Source organism: Nonomuraea sp. NPDC049624 (assembly GCF_040675255.1).
Lineage (GTDB): Bacteria > Actinomycetota > Actinomycetes > Streptosporangiales > Streptosporangiaceae > Nonomuraea.
Genome location: NZ_JBFAOR010000008.1, coordinates 311,323 through 329,936 on the forward strand (window position 1 = coordinate 311,323; position 18,614 = coordinate 329,936).

Consider the following 18,614-nt stretch of genomic DNA (forward strand, 5'->3'; position numbering starts at 1 on the left):
TCGATCGCCATCTCAGACCGGGATCAAGCCCTCCACAAGGCCCAATCTTTTAGATCTTCCTTATTTCCGACAAAGGACTATGTACCTCGCCAAAGGTGCGTCAGTTGGCTGGTTCGGATGACAGCCATCAAGATCATCTTCTATAGTTTCGGTCCGTCTATGCGAGGAGGGGACGGGTGTGAGGATCTGGCGGCTCGCCGCGGTCTTCGTCGTCCTCTCCGGGCTGCTCGGGCTCGCCTCCCCGCAACCGGCGTCGGCCGATCCCAACATCGACGAGCTGCGCAGGCTCACCAGGCAGGCGTCCCGGCTCAACGACCTCTACCGCGGCCAGATCCAGAGCCTGGAGGAGATCAGGATCCAGGCCAAGAACGCCACCGACACCTCCGGCGACCTGGCGGCCCGCCTGGCCGCGGCCCAGGCCGGCGTGGCCGAGATCGCGCGCCAGGCGTACGTCAACGGCCCCCTCGACGGCATGCAGCTGTTCGGTCTCAGCGTCGACCCGGCCATCGCGCTCGGGCAGGCCGCGAACATGTCGTACATGGCCGCCGAGCGGACCGAGCGCGTCCGGAGCATCCAGAATCTCATCGCGAAGTCCAAAGAGGCCAAGCTCAACGCCAACGACAAGATCAACAAGCTGAAGAAGGAGATCAGGACCCTGCAGGGCAAGCGGCGCGAGATCGAGCGCCTGCTCGCCAAGTACGGCTTCCAGCAGCCCGGCGGCGCCGAGGGCCTGACCCCGCGCATGATCGCGGTACGCGCCGAGATCATGCAGAACTTCCCGATGAAGTACGGCGTGGGCTGCCTGCGCCCCGGCGACCCCGGCGAGCACGGCAAGGGCCGGGCCTGCGACTTCATGATGTCCCGCGGCGGCACCATGGCCTCCGGGGCCGACGCCGACCGCGGGGACGCCCTGGCCGAATGGCTCATCAAGAACGGCGCGCGGATCGGCGTCATGTACATCATCTGGAAGCAGCGCTACTACGACATCCGGTCAGGCGGAGGCTGGGACCCCATGTCCGACCGGGGCGGCGTGACCGCCAACCACTACGACCACGTTCACGTCTCGGTGTTCTGAGCGACGCGCTCCCGGTACCACGCGTAGGACGCCTTCGGGGTGCGGCGGCCCGTGGCGAAGTCCACGTGCACCAGGCCGAAGCGCTGGTGGTAGCCCTCGGCCCACTCGAAGTTGTCCAGCAGCGACCAGACGAAGTAGCCGCGCACGTCCACGCCCTCGGCCCGCGCGGCCATGACGGCGTCGATGTGGCCGCGCAGGTAGTCGATGCGGGCCTGGTCCTCGACCGTGCCCCGCGGGGTGAGCTCGTCGGGCTGGGAGCAGCCGTTCTCGGTGACGTGGATCGGCGGGAGCGCGCTGCCGTACCGGGCCTTGAGGCCGGTCAGGAGCTCGCGCAGGCCGTCGGGGACGACCGGCCAGCCGAACGCGGTGGTGGGATACCCGGTGACGCCGGTGTCGGTGAACGGGAGCAGCTCGCCCGGCGGCGGGGCGGCGATCCGGGTGGGGTTGTAGTAGTTGATGCCGAGGGCGTCCAGGGGGGCGGAGATGGTCTCCAGGTCGCCGTCATGGACGAAGTCGAGGCCGGCGGCGTAGGCCGACAGATCCGGATACTTCCCGAGCAGTACCGGGTCGTTGAACAGCCGGTTGTGCAGGACATCGTAGGCGTCGGCGGCCTTGACGTCCGCCTCCTCCCGCGAGGCGGGCCAGACCGGCGTGCAGTTGTTGGTGATGGCCACCTGCCCCGCGCCGGCCGCGCGCAGGGCCGCGACCGCCAGGCCGTGGCCGAGGAGCTGGTGGTGCGCGACGGGCAGGGCGTCGAGCAGCAGGGCCTGGCCGGGGGCGTGGACGCCCATGGCGTGGCCGAAGGCCATGTGGACGAACGGCTCGTTCAGGGTGATCCACAGCGGGATGCGGTCGGCCAGGCGCTCGGCGACGATCGCGGCGTAGTCGGCGAAGCGGCCGGCCGTGTCGCGGGCCGTCCAGCCGCCGCGGTCCTGGAGGGCCTGGGGCAGGTCCCAGTGGAAGAGCGTCGGCACGGGCTGGATGCCGGCCGCCAGCAGGCCGTCGGTGAGGCGATCGTAGAAGTCGAGGCCCGCGGGGTTGACCTCGCCCGTGCCGAGCGGCTGCACCCGCGGCCAGGCGATGGAGAAGCGGTAGGCGTTCACGCCGAGGCCGGACATGAGGGCGATGTCCTCGCGCCAGCGGTGGTAGTGGTCGCAGGCCACGTCGCCGGTGTGGCCGTCCCTGGTGCGGCCGGGCTCGTGGGCGAAGGTGTCCCAGATGGACGCGCCCCGGCCGTCCTCGGCCACCGCGCCCTCGATCTGGTAGGCGGCGGTCGCCGTACCCCATAAGAACATCTCGGCTCCTTTATGCGAGTATGGCTCATGTTAACGGACGGCAAAGAGGCCGGTCTGTACCTGCTGGTAATAAGCCAGGATGGGGAGCATGACGAGTACCTTGCGCCGCCGTCCCGCCCAGCGCCGGAGCGTGGAGCGGGTGGAGCGGATGCTCGACGAGTGCGCGCTCCTGCTCGACGAGGTGGGCTACGAGGCGTTGACCACGAAGGAGGTCGCGCGCCGCGCCGAGGTCCCCATCGGCACCTTCTACCAGTTCTTCCACGACAAGCAGGGCCTGGTGCGCGCCCTCGCGCTGCGCAACCTGGAGGCGTTCCTCCAGCGGGTCACCCAGTGCATCGCCGAGGCCGACCTCGGCCACTGGACCGACCTGGTCGACCTGGCCATCGACGAGTTCGTCGACATGAAGCGCACCACCCCCGGGTTCGCGGTGGTCGACTTCGGCGAGGTCCTGCCCACCCCGGGCGGGCCGCCGCTGGAGGGCACCAAACGCACGCTCGACAGCGCCCTCGACAACAACGTCATCGTGGCCGACCGGTTGCGCGCCCTCACCCTCGCCCTGCTCGACGCGCCCGCGGGCCCCGGGCTCGACCGGGCGCTCGTGGTGGCCGTCGAGGCCACCGACGCCGTGCTCAAGCTCGCCTTCCGGGCCGATCCCGGCGGCGACCCCGACCTGATCGCCGAGTGCAAGCAGCTCGTCCGCCGCTACCTCGCCGACCACCTGCCCTGATCCCCCTAGGCGACGGCGTTCAGGCGGGCGCGCAGCTCGGCGTCCAGCTTGACGTCCGCCGCGCCGACGACCTCGTCGAGCTGGGCCGTCGTGGACACGCCGACCACGGGCACGTGACCGTCGGCCATCAGCCAGGCCAGCACCACCTGGTTGGGCGTCGCGCCCAGCTCACCGGCGACCTCCCGCAGCGCGGCCAGGCGGCGGGCGGTGCCCGGGTGGTCGTAGACCTCCGGCATCGGCCGGTCGGCCCGCGTGTAGGCCCCCGCCATCAGCGTGTTGTAGGCCCACAGCGTCACGTCCGGCTCGGCGGCGACGTAGTCGAGGGCGTCGTCCGAGGCCAGCGTGTGGCCGCCCTCCGGGAGCCGGGTGAAGGGCCGCGGGCGCAGGTAGGTGTGGCGCAGCTGGAGGTGGCCGTACGGCAGCCAGCCACGCGCGCCCGACAGGTTCCTGGCCCGCTCCAGCCGCCAGGCGGCGATGTTGCTGGCCCCCAGCGCGCGGACCTTGCCCTGCTCGGCCAGCGTGTTCAGGGCGCCGAGCGTCTCGTGCAGCGGCACCGAACGGTCCTCGATGTGCGACCAGTACAGGTCGACGTAGTCGGTCCGCAGCCTGCGCAGGCTGCCCTCGGCGGCCCGCGCCACGGCCGCCGCCGACAGGCCCTCGGCCGAGTCGAGGGTGCGGTCGCCGGGCACGGTCGGCCGGGCCCCGCCCTTGGTGCCGATGAAGATCCGGTCCCGGTTGCCGCGCGCGGCCAGCCAGGCGCCGACGGCCTCCTCGCTCTCGTCGCCGGTGCGGCCCTCGTTCCAGAAGGGGTAATTGTTGGCGGTGTCCAGCATGGTGCCGCCGGCGTCCTGGAAGCGGTCGAGGATGGCGAAGGTCTCCCGCAGGCCGACGGTGGTGCCGAACGGGATGGTGCCGAGTGCGATGTTCATGGGGCAGACCCTCGGACCTGGAGCGCACTCCATGTCAAGCCATTGACCTGGAGTGCGCTCCAGGTGAAAGACTGGGAGGCGTGAGCGTGTACACCCCCGCCGAGGTCGTCGAGGAGACCGGCTTCAGCATCGACACCCTCCGCTACTACGAGAAGATCGGCCTGCTGGAGCGCGTGGAGCGCAACGCGGCCGGTCAGCGCAGGTTCAGCGAGGAGGACGTCGGCTGGCTCGGCATGATCCGCTGCCTGCGCGACACCGGCATGCCCATCGCCATGCTGCTGCGCTTCGCCGAGCTCGTCCGCGGCGGCGACGAGACGATCCCCGACCGCATCAGGCTCCTGGAGGAGCACGACCGGCAGGTCCAGGCCCAGATCGCCAACCTGGCCGAGCGCCAGGACTACATCCACCGCAAGATTTCCTACTACCGCAGCGTCCTGTAGCCCTGCCTTGGTGGTCCGGTTGTTAGACCAAGGACCATGGCGGGAACCAGGGCGAAGCGGATCGACGTCCCGCTGGGCCGCATGGCCGTGCTCTGCGCGGCCCTGCTGTTCGTGCTGCTGGCCCACCTCACGGTCGTCCAGGCGTTCGGGACGCGGGGGCTCAACGCCGACCGCCGCAACGAGCGCTCGCTCATCGCCCGGTTCGCCCGTCCGCGCGGCGACATCCTGACCTACGACGGCGCGACCGTGGCCAGGAGCCGCCCGACGCCCGGCGGCGGCCCGTACCGGTTCCAGCGGGTCTACACCGACGGCGAGCTCTACGCCCCCGTGACCGGCTACCTGTCCCTCTACCGTTCCACCGGCGTGGAGGAGGCCGAGGACGGCGTCCTGTCCGGCGACGACGCCAAGGTCAAGGTGCGCTCGATGGTCAGCGACGGCGACGTGGCCGGCGCCGACGTGCGGCTGACCATCGGCCAGCGCACCCAGTGGGCCGCCTACCACGCCCTGGAGGCCACCGGCGTGCCCGGCGCGGCCGTGGCCATCGACCCGGCCACCGGCGCGATCCTCGCCCTGGCCAGCTACCCGTCCTACGACCCCAACACGCTGGCCACCTTCGACCCCGTCCGGCTCGACGGCGCCCTCGCCCGGCTGCGCGACGCCCCCGGCCGGCCCCTGCTGAACCGGGCGCTGGACCAGGTCTATCCGCCGGGGGCCACGTTCAAGGTGGTGACCACGGCCGCGGCGCTGGCCTCGGGCGAGTACACGCCCACGGCCCCCGTGGACGCCGCCGTCCGCCCGCGGTTGCCCGCCTCGCTCGCCGGTTCGTGCGGCCGGCCCCGGCCCACGCTGCTGCGCGCCTTCCAGACCTCGTGCGACACCGCGTTCGCGGGCATCGGGGTGCAGCTCGGCCAGGACAGCCTCCGCGACCAGGCCGAGGCGTTCGGGTTCGGCGACGGCGACCTGCGCGTGCCGATGGCCCCGGCGGCCAGCACGTACCCGCAGGGCATGGACCGGGCGCGGACCGCCCTGTCGGCCGTCGGCCGGGACCAGGACCGGGCGACGCCGCTGATGGTGGCGATGTTGTCGGCGGCCGTGGCCAACAACGGCGTGCTGATGCGGCCGTACCTGGTGGAGGAGGTGAGTCTGCCGGACGGCTCGCTGCTCGGCCAGGCGGGGCCGCAGCCGTACCGCACCACCATGACGACCGTCCAGGCCCGCTACCTGGCCGCGATGATGACCGCGGGGACGCACCCGGGCGGGCCGGGCGCGGCCGTGGCCGTCCCCGGCGTCGAGGTGGCCGCCAAGATCGCCACGATGGGCGGCGAGCACGCGCTGGCCACGGCGTTCGCCCCGGCGACCGCGCCGGAGGTGGCCGTCGGCGTGGTGCTGGAGCACCCCGGCCCCCGGGCCGGCGCGGTGGCGCAGGTGGCCCGCGCGGTGCTGGAGGCCGCCCTGGCCTGACCGCGGGCCGCCGAGTTCGCCACCGATGGAGTCTGGGCGCGAACGGTAGTTGATGCCACACTCACAGTGATGCTGCGAACCGCCGATTTCCGCAACCTGCCCGCCGAGCCCAACCTGTTCGTGGGCCGGGAGTCCGATCTCGATGAGCTGGCCCACCTCGGCCGCGTCTCGCGGGTGGTGACGCTGTGCGGCGCGGGGGGCATCGGCAAGACGCGCCTGGCCCTGCGCCTGGCCGCCCGGGTCGCCGCCGAGCACCCCGACGGCGTGTGGCTGGTCGAGCTGGCCGACGTCGAGAAGGGCGAGCTGCGGGAGCGGGTCCGCGCCGCGCTCGGCATCGCCGACGACCTGGCCGACACCATCGGCGGCCGCCGCGTGCTGCTCGTCCTGGACAACTGCGAGCCGGTGGTCGCGGAGTGCGCCGAGCTCTGCCGCGACCTGCTCGGCGCCTGTCCCCGGCTCACCGTGCTGGCCACCAGCCGCGAGCCGCTGCGGGTGCCGGGCGAGACGGTCTGGCGGGTGCCGCCGCTCTCGCTCGTCGGCGAGGAGAGCGAGGCCGTGCGTCTGTTCGTGACCAGGGCCACCGCCGCGCGTCCCGGCTTCGAGCTGACCGAGGAGACGCTGCCGCTGGCGATCGAGCTGTGCCAGGCGCTCGACGGGCTGCCGCTGGCGATCGAGCTGGCCGCCGCCATGGTGCGGGTGTTGTCGGTCAGGCAGCTGGTCGAGCGGCTCGACGACCGGTTCAGGGTGCTGGCGGGCGGCGCCCGTACGGCCCACGCCAGGCACCGTACGCTGCGTGCCGCCGTCGACTGGAGCTACCGGCTGCTCAGCCCCCAGGAACGCCTGCTGCTGCGCCGCGTGGCGGCCTTCCGCTCCTGCTGGACGCTCGACCTGGCCGAAGCGGTGTGCGCCGGCTCCGGCCTGCCGGAGGAGGACGTGCTGCCGCGCCTGTGCAACCTGGTGGACAAGTCGCTGGTCGTGCTCGACGGCGAGGTCGCCGGCCAGGCGCGCTACCGGCTGCTGGAGACCGTCCGCGAATACGCGCTGGAGCGGCTCGCCGAGTCCGGCGAGGAGGCGGCGCTGCGCCGCGCGCACCTGGCCGCGCTCGCCGGCCTGGCCGGGCGGTTCAAGGACGTCCTCGCGCCGGGGGTGCGCACGTCGTGGCCCGTGGTCGAGCGCTTCGTCAACCTGTTCGACGGGCTCAAGGCCGAGGTGGGCGCGGCCTGCGACTGGGCCGTGGCGAGCGGGTCGCCGCAGACCGCCCTGCAACTGCTCACCGACGTGCGCTACCTGCTGATGGCCAGCGGGCGGCGGCTGGACATCGCCGACCGGCTCGACCGGCTGCTCGCGCTCGACGCCCCCGACGTGCCCGAGGGCTTACGCGGGCAGGCGATGATCCTGCGCGGTGAGCTGGCGCTCGCGGCCGGCGAGACGGGGCTCGCGGCGCGGTGCGTACAGATCGGGCTGGCGCTGTGCGTCGACGCCCGGGACGCCTACGGCGAGGCCGTGGGCCTGATCATGCTGGCCCAGGCGACCGGCGACCAGGAGTCCCTGACCCCGGCCCTGGAGGCGGCGCGGCGGCGCGGCGACCCGATCCTGGAGTCGCTCGCCCAGGGCACCCGGGCCGACTTCGGCCTGCGGGCCGGCCGCCTGCACGAGGCGCGGCGCGCGTTCGAGGAGGTCCTGTCGCTGAGCGAACGGCTGGACAACCACCTCGGCCAGTCCTACGGGCACATCGGCCTGGCCCAGATCGCCCGGCGCACCGGCGACCGGCCGGCCGCCCGGCGGCACTACGAGGCCGGCCTGCGCCTGCTGCGGCACATCGACGCCCGGCAGCAGATCGTGAGCTGCCTGGCCGGGCTCGGCCGTGTCGCGCTGGACGAGGGCGACCTGGCCGAGGCCCGCGCGCGGCTCACCGAGGCGCTGGTGCTCAGCCGCGACGCGGGCCTGCGCGACAGCATCGCCCGGCGGCTGGCGGCCTGGGCGCGCCTGGTGGCCGCCGAGGGCGACGACCGGCGCGCGGTCCTGCTGGCGGCCGCCTCCCTGGGGCTGCGCGAGCGCCGCCCCGACGCCCGCACCGAGGAGCTGCTGGCGCCCGCCCGCGAACGGCTCGGCGAGGCCGCGGTGGCGCTGCTGTGGGCCGAGGGCCTGGCGATGACGGCCGACCAGGCGGTCTCGTGCGCGCTCGGCGGGCCGTTGCCCGACCTGCCGGCCGTGCCGGTCGCCCCGGCGGCCCAGGACAGCAGGCTGACGGCCAGGGAACGCGAGATCGCCGAGCTGGTGGCCCGCGGGCTGAGCAACCGGGCCATCGCCGACGAACTGGTGATCAGCCCGGCCACCGCCGCGCGGCACGTCGCCAACATCCTCGGCAAGCTGGGCTTCTCCACACGTACACAGATTGCCGCATGGATGATCGGCGGACGCTGATCCCGGCGGGTTCTCTACACATCGCCGCCGCCCGGCGCTTACATCGTCGAATGGCCATGTCAGCGCATGTGCCGCCCCGGTCGGAACGCCTACCGTTCTGCGTGTGATCGACCGCGCCCCGCGCTCCCCGTCCTCGCGCCGGGGGCCGCGACGGCCGATCGACCGAGGGACGTCACGCGTCCCGACGGAGCCGGGCCTTCTCGGAGGGGTGGGGGCCCGGTTCCAGGGCGCGTGACAGCGGGCTCGAGTCGCGCAGGGCTCGGGCCCGCCCACCTCGGCCCTGGGCTGCGGAAATGCACACCGCTCTACATACATCGGTGGATGCGGCCGGCGCGCGGGCGACCGTACGTTGACGGGCATGACGCCGTCCGCCTCGTCCTCCGGCACCGTGATCCACGAGGTGTTCCGCCGGGCCTACGAGCGGGGCGAGCGGCCGGCGCTCATCGATCTGCGCGGCGGCCACGTCTACGGCTACCGCAGCCTGGTGACCGAGGTGACCAGGGCGGCGTCCGGGCTGGTGCGCAGGGGAGCGCGCCGCGACCAGGTGGTGGGGGTGCACGTCTCCACGACCGGTACCCAGACCGTGGCCGTGCACACCGTGCTGGCGGCCGGCGGGGTGGCCGCGCCGATCGGCCCGGGGCTCGGCGCCGAGGAGGTGGCGGCGCTGCTGCGCGAGTGCGACGCCCGCATGCTGATCACCACCCCCGACCTGGCGGAGACGGCGATCGCGGCGGCCGACGGCTCCCGGGTGCGCCAGGTGGTCTCGCTCGGCCCGGCGCTCGACACGATCGACTTCCGCGGCCTGCTCGTGCTGGAGCCCACCGCGCTGCCCGCCCTCGACGCCGAGCGCCAGGACGCGCTGGCGCTCCCCGGCGGCGCCCGGCTCACCCACGCCGACCTGCTGGCCAGGATGGCCGAGCTCGACGTGCCCGTCGGCCTGACGGAGTCCGACGTCGTGCTGTGCACGTGGCCGCCCGGCGCCGGCGCCGACCTGCCCGCCCTGGTCGGCCTGGCCGTGTCCAAGGGCGCGCTCGTCGTGGCCGCGGCCCGCGGCGACCTGCCCGGATCCGGCTACGACGCGGGCGTCACCGTGCTCACCGGGCCCGCCGGCACGCTGCGGCGCGTGGGCTGAGTATGCGGACCTGTTACCTGCTCCGCCCTTGACGTCGGCGCGCGCGAAGTGGGTTGATAGCCGTTGTTGACAACGTTGTCAAAGGTCACCAACTTTCGGGGGGATCGCGAAGGGAATGGTGTGCGATGCGACGGTGGTTAGCGGCCGTCTCGATCACGATGGCGGGCGTCCTGGGCCTGGCGGGCTGCGGCGGAGGCAGCGGCGGCGGCCAGACTTCCGAGCCGGGCTCGTCGAGCGGCGGCAAGCAGCAGGTGGAGGTCTTCTCCTGGTGGACGGGACCCGGTGAGGCCGACGGCCTCGCGGCGATGAAGAAGATATTCGAGGACAAGAACCCCAACTACACGTTCTTCGACGCCGCCGTGGCGGGCGGCTCGGGTGACAAGGCCAAGGCGCTGTTGCAGTCGAAGTTGCAGGCCGGGACGCCGCCCGACACCTTCCAGGGGCACGCCGGCGCCGAGTTGCAGGGCTACATCAAGGCGGGCAACCTGGAGGACCTGACGTTCCTGTACGACGAGCTGAAGCTGAAGGACGTCTTCCCCGCCCAGCTCGTCGAGCAGATCAGCGTCGAGGGCAAGATCTACTCGGTGCCGGTCAACATCCACCGGTCCAACGTCCTGTGGTTCAACCCCAAGGTGCTCAAGGACGCCGGCATCGCGGCCGCGCCCAAGACGATCGAGGAGTTCATCGCCGACCTGGAGAAGGTCAAGGCCAAGGGCAAGATCCCGATCTCGGTCGGCTCGGAGTGGACCGCCACCCACCTGCTGGAGAACGTGCTGCTCGGCTCGCTCGGCACCGACGCCTACAACGCGCTGTTCAAGCCGGGCGCCGACTGGAGCGGCCCGCAGATGACGAAGGCGCTGGAGAACTACGCCAAGATCATGTCGTACGCGGGCGATCCGCAGGACGACTGGCAGCCCGCCGCCAAGCAGGTGGCCGACGGCGAGGCGGCGTTCAACATCATGGGCGACTGGGCCTACGGCTACTTCCACAACCCGCCGGAGGGCGGCCTCGGCAAGACGTCCAAGTCGGACTTCGACTGGGCGCCCGCGCCCGGCACCGCGGGCACCTACCTGTGGCTGTCGGACAGCTTCACGCTGCCCAAGGGCGCCAAGAACCGGGACGGGGCCGTCGCCTGGCTGAAGGTCGCGGCGAGCAAGGAGGGCCAGGACGCCTTCAACCCCAAGAAGGGCTCCATCCCCGCCCGCAAGGACGCCGACCAGTCGCTCTACACCGACTACCTGGCCGACGCGCTGAAGGACTGGTCGGGGAACAAGCTGGCCGGTTCCATCCAGCACGGCGTCTCGGTGAGCCAGCCGTGGCTGGCCTCGATCAACGAGGCGGTCGGGCTGTTCATCGGCAGCAAGGACGTCAAGGGCCTGCAGCAGGGCCTGGCCGACGCGGCCAAGGCCAACGCTCAGTGACGCAGGCGGGTACGGCGGGGCGCTCCCGCCGTACCCGCGCGAAGGGAAACGGTTGTGAGGCGGGCACGCACCTGGCTGCCCGGACTCCTCCTCGTCGCGCCGTCGATCGTGGCGATCGGCGTGTTCGTGTACGGCATGCTGGGCTGGAACTTCCGCCTGGCCATGACGGACCAGCACGATGAGGTGTCCGAGGGCACGTTCGTGGGGCTGAAGAACTTCGTCGACATCTGGGACCAGGCGCGCTGGCGCCTGTCGGTCGACCACGCGATCGTGTTCACGATCGTGTTCGTGGCGGGGGCGCTGGTGCTGGGCTGGTTCCTGGCGTTCCTCATGGAGAAGGGGATCTGGGGGGAGGGCACGTTCCGGGCGATCTACCTGTTCCCGATGGCCGTGTCGTTCGTCGCGACCGGCATCGTGTGGCGGTGGCTGATGAACTCCGGGACGGGCGAGCGGGCGGTCGGCCTGAACCGGCTGTTCGACGCGATCGGGCTGCCGCAGTGGCAGTGGTTCAGGGATCCGGACTGGGGGATGGCCGCGATGGCGCTCCCAGCGATCTGGCAGATGTCCGGATATGTCATGGCGTTGTTCCTGGCGGGCTTCCGCGGCGTCCCCGAGGAGCTGCGCGAGGCCGCGCGGGTGGACGGCGCCGGCGAGTGGGGCGTCTACCGGCACGTGGTGCTGCCCATGCTCAGGCCGGTCACCCTGTCGGCGCTGATCATCCTGGGACACATCTCGCTCAAGGTCTTCGACCTCATCGTGGCGGTGTCCGGCAAGCAGATCATCACCGACGTGCCCGCGGTGTTCATGTGGGTGGCGGTCTACGACTCGCACGACCCGGCGAAGGGGGCCACGATCGCCTCGTACATCGTGCTCAGCGTGGCGGTCTTCGTGATCCCGTACCTGATCTGGTCGGTGCGCAGGGAGCGCAGGCCATGACGGCCGTCGCCGCCCGGCGCAGGACCGGGTTCGGGATCGTGCGGTTCTGCCTGCTGCTCGCCCTGGTGGTCGTCGTCCTCGTCCCGATCTACGTGCTGCTGGCCACCAGCTTCAAGCCGCTCACCGAGGCCGACCCCGGCCAGGCGTGGAACCTGCCCAGGACGTGGACCACCGAGGCGTGGCGGGTGGCCTGGGAGAAGCTGGCCCCCGGCCTGTGGAACAGCGTGCTGCTGGCCGTCCCGGGCTCGCTGCTGTCGTGCGCGTTCGGGTCGATGAACGGCTACGTGCTGTCCAAATGGCGCTTCCCCGGCGCGGACGTGCTGTTCACGCTGTTCCTGTTCGGCATGTTCATCCCCTACCAGGGCGTGATGATCCCGCTGGTCAAGCTCATGGTCTGGCTGAACGAGCAGACCGGGCTGCAGGGCGTCTTCTACGGCGGCATCCCGGGCCTGGTGCTCGCGCACGTCGTGTACGGCATCCCCATCTGCACGCTGATCTTCCGCAACTACTACGTCACCATCCCCGACGAGCTGATCGAGGCCTCGCGGGTGGACGGCGCCGGCATGCTGCGCGCGTACTGGTCGGTCGTGCTGCCGGTGTCGTGGCCCGCGATCGCGGTGGTGATCATCTGGCAGTTCACCTCCCTGTGGAACGACTTCCTGTTCGCCGTCTTCATCACCGGGCCGCAGAGCTGGCCGACCACCGTCATGCTCAACAACATCGCCGGGGCCCAGGCCACCCCCTACAGCCAGCAGATGGCCGCGGCCGTCCTGGCCTCGATCCCGACGATGCTGATCTACGTGCTGCTCGGCCGGTTCTTCATGCGCGGCCTGATGGCGGGCGCGCTGAAGGGCTGACGCCGCACGGCCCGCTACGCCGGTGAGCGGGTGACCAGCGCGTCGCCCAGCGGCGTACGGGCATACAGGACGGAACGGCCGGTGCGGGTGCCCACGACCAGGCCCGTCCTGCGCAGGACGGCCAGGTGCCCGCCGGTCGCGCCGAGGCTCTGGCCGAGCAGGGCGGCCAGGTGGGTGGTCGTCGCCGGCACGGCCAGCTCGGTGAGCAGGCGCGCCCTGGTGCGGCCGATCAGCAGCGCCAGGTCGCCGTCCGGCACGCCGACCCCGGCGCCGGTGCCGCGGGCCGGGTAGACCAGCGCGTTGGGCCAGGCCGCCTCCAGGTACACGCCGACCGAGCCGGCGAAGGCGGTCGGCACGAACAGCAGGCCGCCGCCGCCCAGCACGTGCAGGCCGTGGCGGGCGTGCAGGCGCACCTCGATGTGCCCGTCCGGACGCCAGCGCACCTGGTCGCTCAGGTCGTCGAGCGCGGCGGCCCAGCCGTAGGCGGCCAGCCGTCCGGCCCGCTGGATCACGTCGCGTTCGAGGATCGTGTGGAGTCGTGGCCAGCCGACCGAGATGATCTCCCGCCACAGCGCCTCGTACGCGTCGGCCAGCACCTCCACCACCCGCGGCGAGAACAGCAGGTCCCGGACCGGCCCCGGCACCGGCGGCAGCCCCGCCAGCACCCCGGCGATCTCCTTGTGCGCCTGGCGGACCGGGGTCCTGCGCATCGAGGCCAGCTCGGTCTCGAACGGCACGCTCATCCCGGCCGGCGGCGGGGCGATGAAGTCGACGTTCGCGTCGCCCTTGTTGCCGCTGATCGCCGCCAGCGCGCGCAGCGCCGGATGCCGTCGCACCAGGTCGAGGTACGGGCCGCGCCAGCGCTCCACCCACCGGCGGTGCACGCCGGGCTCGTTCCTGCCGTCGAGCGTCCAGTGGGCGTGCATGGTCTCGATCAGCGGCGAGATCGCGAACCTGCTGGCCACCAGGTCCTGCGGGGTCACCTGGATCTTCAGCGCCATCTTTCGGTTATATCCGAAACCATGGCCGGGCCGGGCGCCGGTTCCGCAGCATCGGGGGTGTGAGAGCGGCGACGTACGGCGACGTGTTCGCGGTCAAGGAGTTCCGGGTGCTGTTCGGCAGCTTCGCGCTGCTGGTCACCGGGGACTCGATCAAGATGCTGGCCCTGTCCGTGCTGGTGTACGCGCGGACGGGCTCGCCGGGGTTGTCGGCGGCGGCGTACATGGCGGGGTGGCTGCCGTACATCGTGGGCGGGATGTTCCTGCTGTCGCTGGCCGACCGGGTGCGGCCCCGCGCGCTGATGGTGACCGGCGAGCTGGTCAGGGCGGCGGTGTGCCTGCTGCTCGCCTACGCCGGGCTGCCGGTGTGGGGCATGCTGGCGCTGGTGCTGGTCAGCGGGCTGTTCTCGCCGGTGTTCGGCGCGGCCAGGTCGGCGGCGCTGCCGGACGTCCTGCCCGGGGACGCGTTCGTGCTCGGCCGGTCGGTGCTCGGGGTCGCCTCGGCGGCCTCCCAGGTCGGCGGGCTCGCGGCCGGAGGCGCGTTCCTGGCCTTCGCCGGGGCGCCCGGCGCGCTGGCCGCCACCGCCGCGCTGTCGGCGGCCGGCGCGGTGGTCCTGCGCTTCGGCCTGCCCGACCGGCCCGCCCGCGCCGCCGCCGGGAACGGCGGGACGGGGGCCGTGCGGCAGACGTTGCGGGTGAACCGGTCGCTGCTGGCCGATCGGCGGGTGCGCGGGCTGCTGCTGGCCGGATGGCTGCCGACGATGTGCCTGGCCGGGGCGGAGGCGATGATCGTGCCGTACCTGGGCGGTGAGGGGCGGGCGGGCGTGGTGCTCGCCGCGGCGGCGGCCGGGATGGCGGTGGGGGAGTTCACCGTGGGCAGGTTCGCCGCGCCGCCGCTGCGGGAGCGGTTGTCGGCGCCGCTCGCCGTGCTGCTCGGGGTGCCGTGGCTGGGGTTCGCGCTCGGACCGGGCGTGGGATGGGCCGCGGTGCTGGCCGCGTGCGCGGCCGCGGGGCTCTCCTACCAGCTCGGGTTGCAGCGGCGGTTCGTGGACGCGGTGCCCGAGGAGGGGCGCGGGCAGGCGTTCGGGCTGCAGTCGGCGGGGCTGATGACGGGGCAGGCGGCGGGGGCGGCGGTGGTCGGCGCGCTGGGTGAGGCGATCGGGCCGGGGGCCGCGATCGTCGCGGCGGGCGCGGCCGGTGTTCTGGTCGCCCTGGCCCTGATCGGGCCCCTGCGCCCTTCCACGCCCTCCGGCGCCGACGGTTCCACCGCTTATTCCGCTTCTTCCGGTTCCTCCGGCACGGTCGGTTCCTCCGGCACGGTCGGTTCCTCCGGCACGGTCGCGGCGCCCGGGGCGGTCACGTCGGCGGAAGCTCGCCGGAGCCCCGCGGGATGAGGCGCACCGGCAGCTCGACGTGCTCCGGCGGGCCGCCGTCACCGCGCAGGCGGCGGAACAGCAGCTCGGCGGCCACCCGGCCCATCCACGCCGGATCCTGGGCCACCACGCTCACCCCCGGTCGCAGCAGATCGGCCAGCTCGAAGTCGTCGAACCCCACCAGCGCGAGCCGCCGTCCCTCCAGCGCCCGCAGCGCGGTCACCGTGAGCCGCCCGTTCCCGGTGAACACCGCGGTCGGCGGCGCGTCCAGGGCGAGCATGCGCCGCAGGTCGGCCCGTACGTCGTCGAGCGACGGCGGGCGCATCGCCACCAGCCGCGGGTCGAACAGCCCGCCGAGCGCCCGCCGGTAGCCCGCCAGCCGCCGCGCCGCGGTGTAGATCGCCGGATCGTCGCCCAGGAAGGCGATCCTGTGGTGCCCGTGCGTGAGCAGGTGCCGGACGGCCTGTTCGGCCCCGCCCGCGTTGTCGGCGAGCACGGTGTCCACCTCGATCCCCGGCTCGGGCGGCCGGTCGGCGAACACCACGGGCGTGCCGGCCTCCAGCTCGCCCCGCAGGTAGGCGTGGTCGTCGCCGGCCGGGACGACGATCAGCCCGTCCACCCGGCGCGCGCAGAACGTCTCGACCAGCTCGCGCTCCCGGCCCGGCTGCTCGCCCGAGGACCCGCTGAGCAGCAGGCAGCCGTGGTCGATGACGACGTCCTCGACGGCTCGGCTGAGACCGGCGTAGAAGGGGTCGGCGACGTCCTCGATGACCAGCCCGATGGTGGCGGTCATGCCCGTGCGCAGGACCCGGGCGCTCTCGTTGCGGCTGTAGCCCAGCCGGTCGATGGCCGCCCGCACCCGCTCGGCGGTGGCCGGATGGACGCCGGGCTCGCCGTTGACCACGCGCGAGACGGTCTTGAGCGCCACGCCCGCCGCCGCCGCGACGTCCTTCATCGTCGGTCTCACGCATGGATCATGTCCTACCGGACCCGGGCGGACAACGTTGTCAGACGTCTGTGCCAGAGTAGGTGCCCTATGCCGTTGCGACACGCCTTGCTGGTGGCCGGGTTCGTGCTGGCCGCGCTCAACCTGAGGCCCGCCATCGCGGGCCTGTCACCGCTCCTCGACGAGATCATGAAGGACCTGGGGCTGTCGCCGTCCGGCGGCGGCGCGATCACCACCGTCATGGTGGTCTGCCTGGGCGTGTTCGGCCCGGTGGCCCCGCTGCTCGCGCGGCGCATCGGCCTGGACAGGACGCTGCTGGCCGGCCTGCTCGTGGTCGCGGCGGGCGAGTGCCTGCGCGGGCTCGACGGCGTGCCCATGCTCTACCTGGGCTCGGCGCTGGCCGCGACCGCCATCGCCGTCATGAACGTCTCCATGCCCGGCATCGTCAAGCAGCACTTCCCCGACCGCGTCAACCTGCTCACCGGCGTCTACGTGGCGGCCGTGGTGGCCGGCGCGGCCGGGGCCTCGGCCCTGGTGATCCCGCTGGAGCGGGCCACCGGCTTCGACTGGCGCGGCGTCTCGGCGCTGCTCGCCGTGCCCGCCGTGCTCGCGGCCCTGCTCTGGCTGCCGCAGGCGGTCCGCGGCGGCCCCGCCGAGCAGGGCGGCCCGCGACCGTTCGGCGCCGTCCTGCGCAGCCGCGTCACCTGGTACGTGACCGCCCTCATGGGCCTGCAGTCGCTCACCTTCTACGTCATGCTGGCCTGGCTGCCGACCATCTTCCTCGACGCCGGCCTGCCCGCCGACCAGGCCGGCTACCTGCTCAGCCTGACGAACCTGGTCCAGGTCGCGACCTCGCTCGCGGTGCCGGTGCTGGCCGGCCGCCGGGCCTCGCAGGTGCCGTACGTGGTGGGCGCCGGCGTGCTGACCGTGCTCGGCTACCTCGGCGTGCTGCTGGCCCCGGCCACCGTGCCGTGGGTGTGGATGATCGTGCTCGGCATCGGCCAGGGGGCCTCGTTCGCGCTGGCGCTGCTGATCATCGCCCTGCGCCCGGCCGATCCGGCCGGCGTGACGGCGCTGTCGGCCGTCGCCCAGTCGGTGGGGTACGTCGTGGCCGCGCTGGGCCCACTGCTGTTCGGCTACCTGCGGGAGGTGTCGGGCGGCTGGACCGTTCCGCTGACGGTCGGCCTGGGGGTTCTGGGGGCCCAGCTGGTGGCTGGATGGTTCGCCGGACGCCCTGCTATCTTAGGTAAGGCTAACCTGTAGAAGGGATCCGCAGCGTGCTGACCGAGGCTCTCCAGCGTCTGGCCGACGGCCGGGGCGGTGTCATCGGGGTCGAGCCAGGGCTCGTCATCGACCCCGACGAGAGCTGGACGGCCGCCGCCGACCTGGCGCGGGAGCCGTACACGCTGCTGGAGGGCCTGGTCGCGCAGACGGCAGCACGCTGGAACGCGCCGCGGCACGTCGGCGCGGCGCTGTTCTGGAAGACCTTCGGCTACTGGCACAGCCTGCCCATGGCGCTCGGCTGGGCCCTCGACGGCCGCATCCCCGTCATGCGGCTGGCTGACACCTACTTCAAGGTCTCCGACGCCGGCGTGACGATCGCCGCCAGCCGCGTGAGCTGGGGCACCGGCGTCGAACCCATCCGCGAATCGCTGGCCGAGGCGCAGCAGCCGCTGGTCAAGGCCATCAGCGCGCTCGCCAAGGTCGGCGAGCGCACCTTGTGGGGCTCGACCGCCGAGGCGTTCGCCCACCCGCTGACCAGCATCGTCAAGGGCGACTACATGGCCCTGCTCGCCGAGCTCGGCAGCCCGGTCGACGGGCTGGTCGAGCCCGCCGACGACGGCTACTTCCGCAGGACGTGCTGCCTGTGGATCACCCTGCCCGACGTCGAGGCGTGCGGGAGCTGCTGCGTGCTCAGGCCACAGCGACCGGCTCGTCCATAGGACGCAACTCGTCGGCGTAGCTCACCGACACCCGGCGCATGACGCCGCTGTCGTCGATGGAGTACTGGCCGAGCCGCCACAACGGCGGCGAGTACGCGTGGATCGAGACGCTCTCGCCCTCCGCGCCGCCGAGCCGGTGGATGTGGTCGGGCCCGAACGAGAACGACTGCCCGGCCGGCACCACGGTCTCCAGGTGCTCGCCGCCGATGCGCGGGTTGCACTCCTGCAACGCCCCCTGCACGACGTGCACCGCGCCCGAGGAGATGTCGTGGTCGTGCCAGCCCGTGTCGTCCTCAGGACGCCAGCACAGCACCCAGACGTCCACATAGGCGTCCCGGTACAGGGAGGCGTAGTGCCGTCCGCCGTCGGCCGGGAAGTCGACCATGTCACGCCACTCCTGCGGGTTGGCGGCCAGCTCGTCGACCAGGTCGCGCAGCTCACGCCGGTCGAGCGTCCGCTCCGGCAGCCCGGCACACACGCCCCCGCCCTGGATCTGGATGTCACTCACGTACGAGTCTCCTTTCTGTATCTAATTGCCTCACTCCGTGAGGCGGCTCGGTCGCCATACGCCGGCGCCTTCCCCCGCTCTGGTCGCTGCGCTCCCGCCGCTCCTCCAGGCGCCGGCACTCCCTCGCGCGTCCAATGGCCTGCTTGGTC

17 protein-coding genes are annotated in these 18,614 nt (G+C 72.7%); 12 read left to right on the forward strand and 5 right to left on the reverse strand.

The features are described from left to right. Nucleotides 1–178 precede the first annotated feature (178 nt). The gene (locus AB0J76_RS32485) at nucleotides 179–1,075 is read left to right on the forward strand and encodes a hypothetical protein (RefSeq protein WP_352323968.1); all 897 of its coding nucleotides are present in this window, start codon (nucleotides 179–181) and stop codon (nucleotides 1,073–1,075) included. Here the strand turns inward: AB0J76_RS32485 and AB0J76_RS32490 are convergent. Further along, nucleotides 1,057–2,370: a GH1 family beta-glucosidase gene (locus tag AB0J76_RS32490; RefSeq protein WP_352323967.1), complete on the reverse strand. Its 1,314-nt coding sequence runs from the start codon at nucleotides 2,368–2,370 to the stop codon at nucleotides 1,057–1,059. The genes AB0J76_RS32485 and AB0J76_RS32490 overlap by 19 nt on opposite strands. An 88-nt stretch (nucleotides 2,371–2,458) precedes the next feature. On the opposite strand from AB0J76_RS32490, the gene AB0J76_RS32495 reads away from it, so the two are divergent. Further along, nucleotides 2,459–3,097, forward strand: a complete 639-nt coding sequence (locus AB0J76_RS32495; protein ID WP_352323966.1) for a TetR family transcriptional regulator — start codon at nucleotides 2,459–2,461, stop codon at nucleotides 3,095–3,097. 5 nt (nucleotides 3,098–3,102) lie between these two features. Here the strand turns inward: AB0J76_RS32495 and AB0J76_RS32500 are convergent, their stop codons facing one another. Next, a complete protein-coding gene (locus tag AB0J76_RS32500) occupies nucleotides 3,103–4,026 on the reverse strand; it encodes an aldo/keto reductase (protein ID WP_352323965.1) in 924 nt (307 codons plus the stop codon). Between the two features lie 80 nt (nucleotides 4,027–4,106). Here AB0J76_RS32500 and AB0J76_RS32505 point away from each other — a divergent pair, with 80 nt between their 5' ends. From AB0J76_RS32505 to AB0J76_RS32535, 7 genes are all read left to right on the forward strand, one after another. Continuing rightward, nucleotides 4,107–4,466, forward strand: coding sequence for a MerR family transcriptional regulator (locus tag AB0J76_RS32505; RefSeq protein WP_352323964.1), 360 nt, complete (start codon nucleotides 4,107–4,109; stop codon nucleotides 4,464–4,466). A gap of 36 nt (nucleotides 4,467–4,502) precedes the next feature. Next, nucleotides 4,503–5,927 (forward strand): penicillin-binding transpeptidase domain-containing protein, encoded by a 1,425-nt coding sequence (locus AB0J76_RS32510; protein ID WP_352323963.1) that lies wholly within the window; start codon nucleotides 4,503–4,505, stop codon nucleotides 5,925–5,927. A 69-nt stretch (nucleotides 5,928–5,996) separates the two neighbouring features. Beyond that, nucleotides 5,997–8,351, forward strand: coding sequence for a LuxR C-terminal-related transcriptional regulator (locus AB0J76_RS32515; protein ID WP_352323962.1), 2,355 nt, complete (start codon nucleotides 5,997–5,999; stop codon nucleotides 8,349–8,351). A gap of 358 nt (nucleotides 8,352–8,709) precedes the next feature. Then, nucleotides 8,710–9,483, forward strand: coding sequence for an AMP-binding protein (locus AB0J76_RS32520; RefSeq protein WP_352323961.1), 774 nt, complete (start codon nucleotides 8,710–8,712; stop codon nucleotides 9,481–9,483). A gap of 125 nt (nucleotides 9,484–9,608) precedes the next feature. Further along, the gene (locus AB0J76_RS32525; protein ID WP_352323960.1) at nucleotides 9,609–10,904 is read left to right on the forward strand and encodes an ABC transporter substrate-binding protein; all 1,296 of its coding nucleotides are present in this window, start codon (nucleotides 9,609–9,611) and stop codon (nucleotides 10,902–10,904) included. A gap of 54 nt (nucleotides 10,905–10,958) precedes the next feature. Beyond that, a complete protein-coding gene (locus AB0J76_RS32530) occupies nucleotides 10,959–11,840 on the forward strand; it encodes a sugar ABC transporter permease (protein ID WP_352323958.1) in 882 nt (293 codons plus the stop codon). Then, complete coding sequence (locus AB0J76_RS32535; protein WP_352323956.1) at nucleotides 11,837–12,697, forward strand: carbohydrate ABC transporter permease; 861 nt, start codon at nucleotides 11,837–11,839, stop codon at nucleotides 12,695–12,697. The genes AB0J76_RS32530 and AB0J76_RS32535 overlap by 4 nt, the downstream gene beginning before the upstream one ends. A 14-nt stretch (nucleotides 12,698–12,711) precedes the next feature. Here the strand turns inward: AB0J76_RS32535 and AB0J76_RS32540 are convergent, their stop codons facing one another. Beyond that, the gene (locus AB0J76_RS32540) at nucleotides 12,712–13,698 is read right to left on the reverse strand and encodes a winged helix-turn-helix domain-containing protein (RefSeq protein ID WP_352323955.1); all 987 of its coding nucleotides are present in this window, start codon (nucleotides 13,696–13,698) and stop codon (nucleotides 12,712–12,714) included. Nucleotides 13,699–13,757: 59 nt separating this feature from the next. On the opposite strand from AB0J76_RS32540, the gene AB0J76_RS32545 reads away from it, so the two are divergent. Beyond that, on the forward strand, nucleotides 13,758–15,089 hold the full coding sequence (locus AB0J76_RS32545; RefSeq protein ID WP_352323954.1) for an MFS transporter: 1,332 nt from the start codon (nucleotides 13,758–13,760) through the stop codon (nucleotides 15,087–15,089). Here AB0J76_RS32545 and AB0J76_RS32550 read toward each other — a convergent pair. Next, entirely contained in the window at nucleotides 15,052–16,023 is a 972-nt protein-coding gene (locus tag AB0J76_RS32550; protein WP_352323975.1) for a LacI family DNA-binding transcriptional regulator, read from the reverse strand. The two genes, AB0J76_RS32545 and AB0J76_RS32550, sit on opposite strands and share 38 nt — an antisense overlap. A gap of 81 nt (nucleotides 16,024–16,104) precedes the next feature. Between AB0J76_RS32550 and AB0J76_RS32555 the strand changes: the two genes are divergently transcribed. After that, the gene (locus AB0J76_RS32555) at nucleotides 16,105–17,277 is read left to right on the forward strand and encodes an MFS transporter (protein WP_352323953.1); all 1,173 of its coding nucleotides are present in this window, start codon (nucleotides 16,105–16,107) and stop codon (nucleotides 17,275–17,277) included. 14 nt (nucleotides 17,278–17,291) lie between these two features. Continuing rightward, nucleotides 17,292–17,957, forward strand: a complete 666-nt coding sequence (locus AB0J76_RS32560; protein WP_352323952.1) for a hypothetical protein — start codon at nucleotides 17,292–17,294, stop codon at nucleotides 17,955–17,957. Here the strand turns inward: AB0J76_RS32560 and AB0J76_RS32565 are convergent. Next, nucleotides 17,929–18,465, reverse strand: a complete 537-nt coding sequence (locus AB0J76_RS32565; protein WP_352323951.1) for a cysteine dioxygenase family protein — start codon at nucleotides 18,463–18,465, stop codon at nucleotides 17,929–17,931. The genes AB0J76_RS32560 and AB0J76_RS32565 overlap by 29 nt on opposite strands. Nucleotides 18,466–18,614 lie beyond the last annotated feature (149 nt).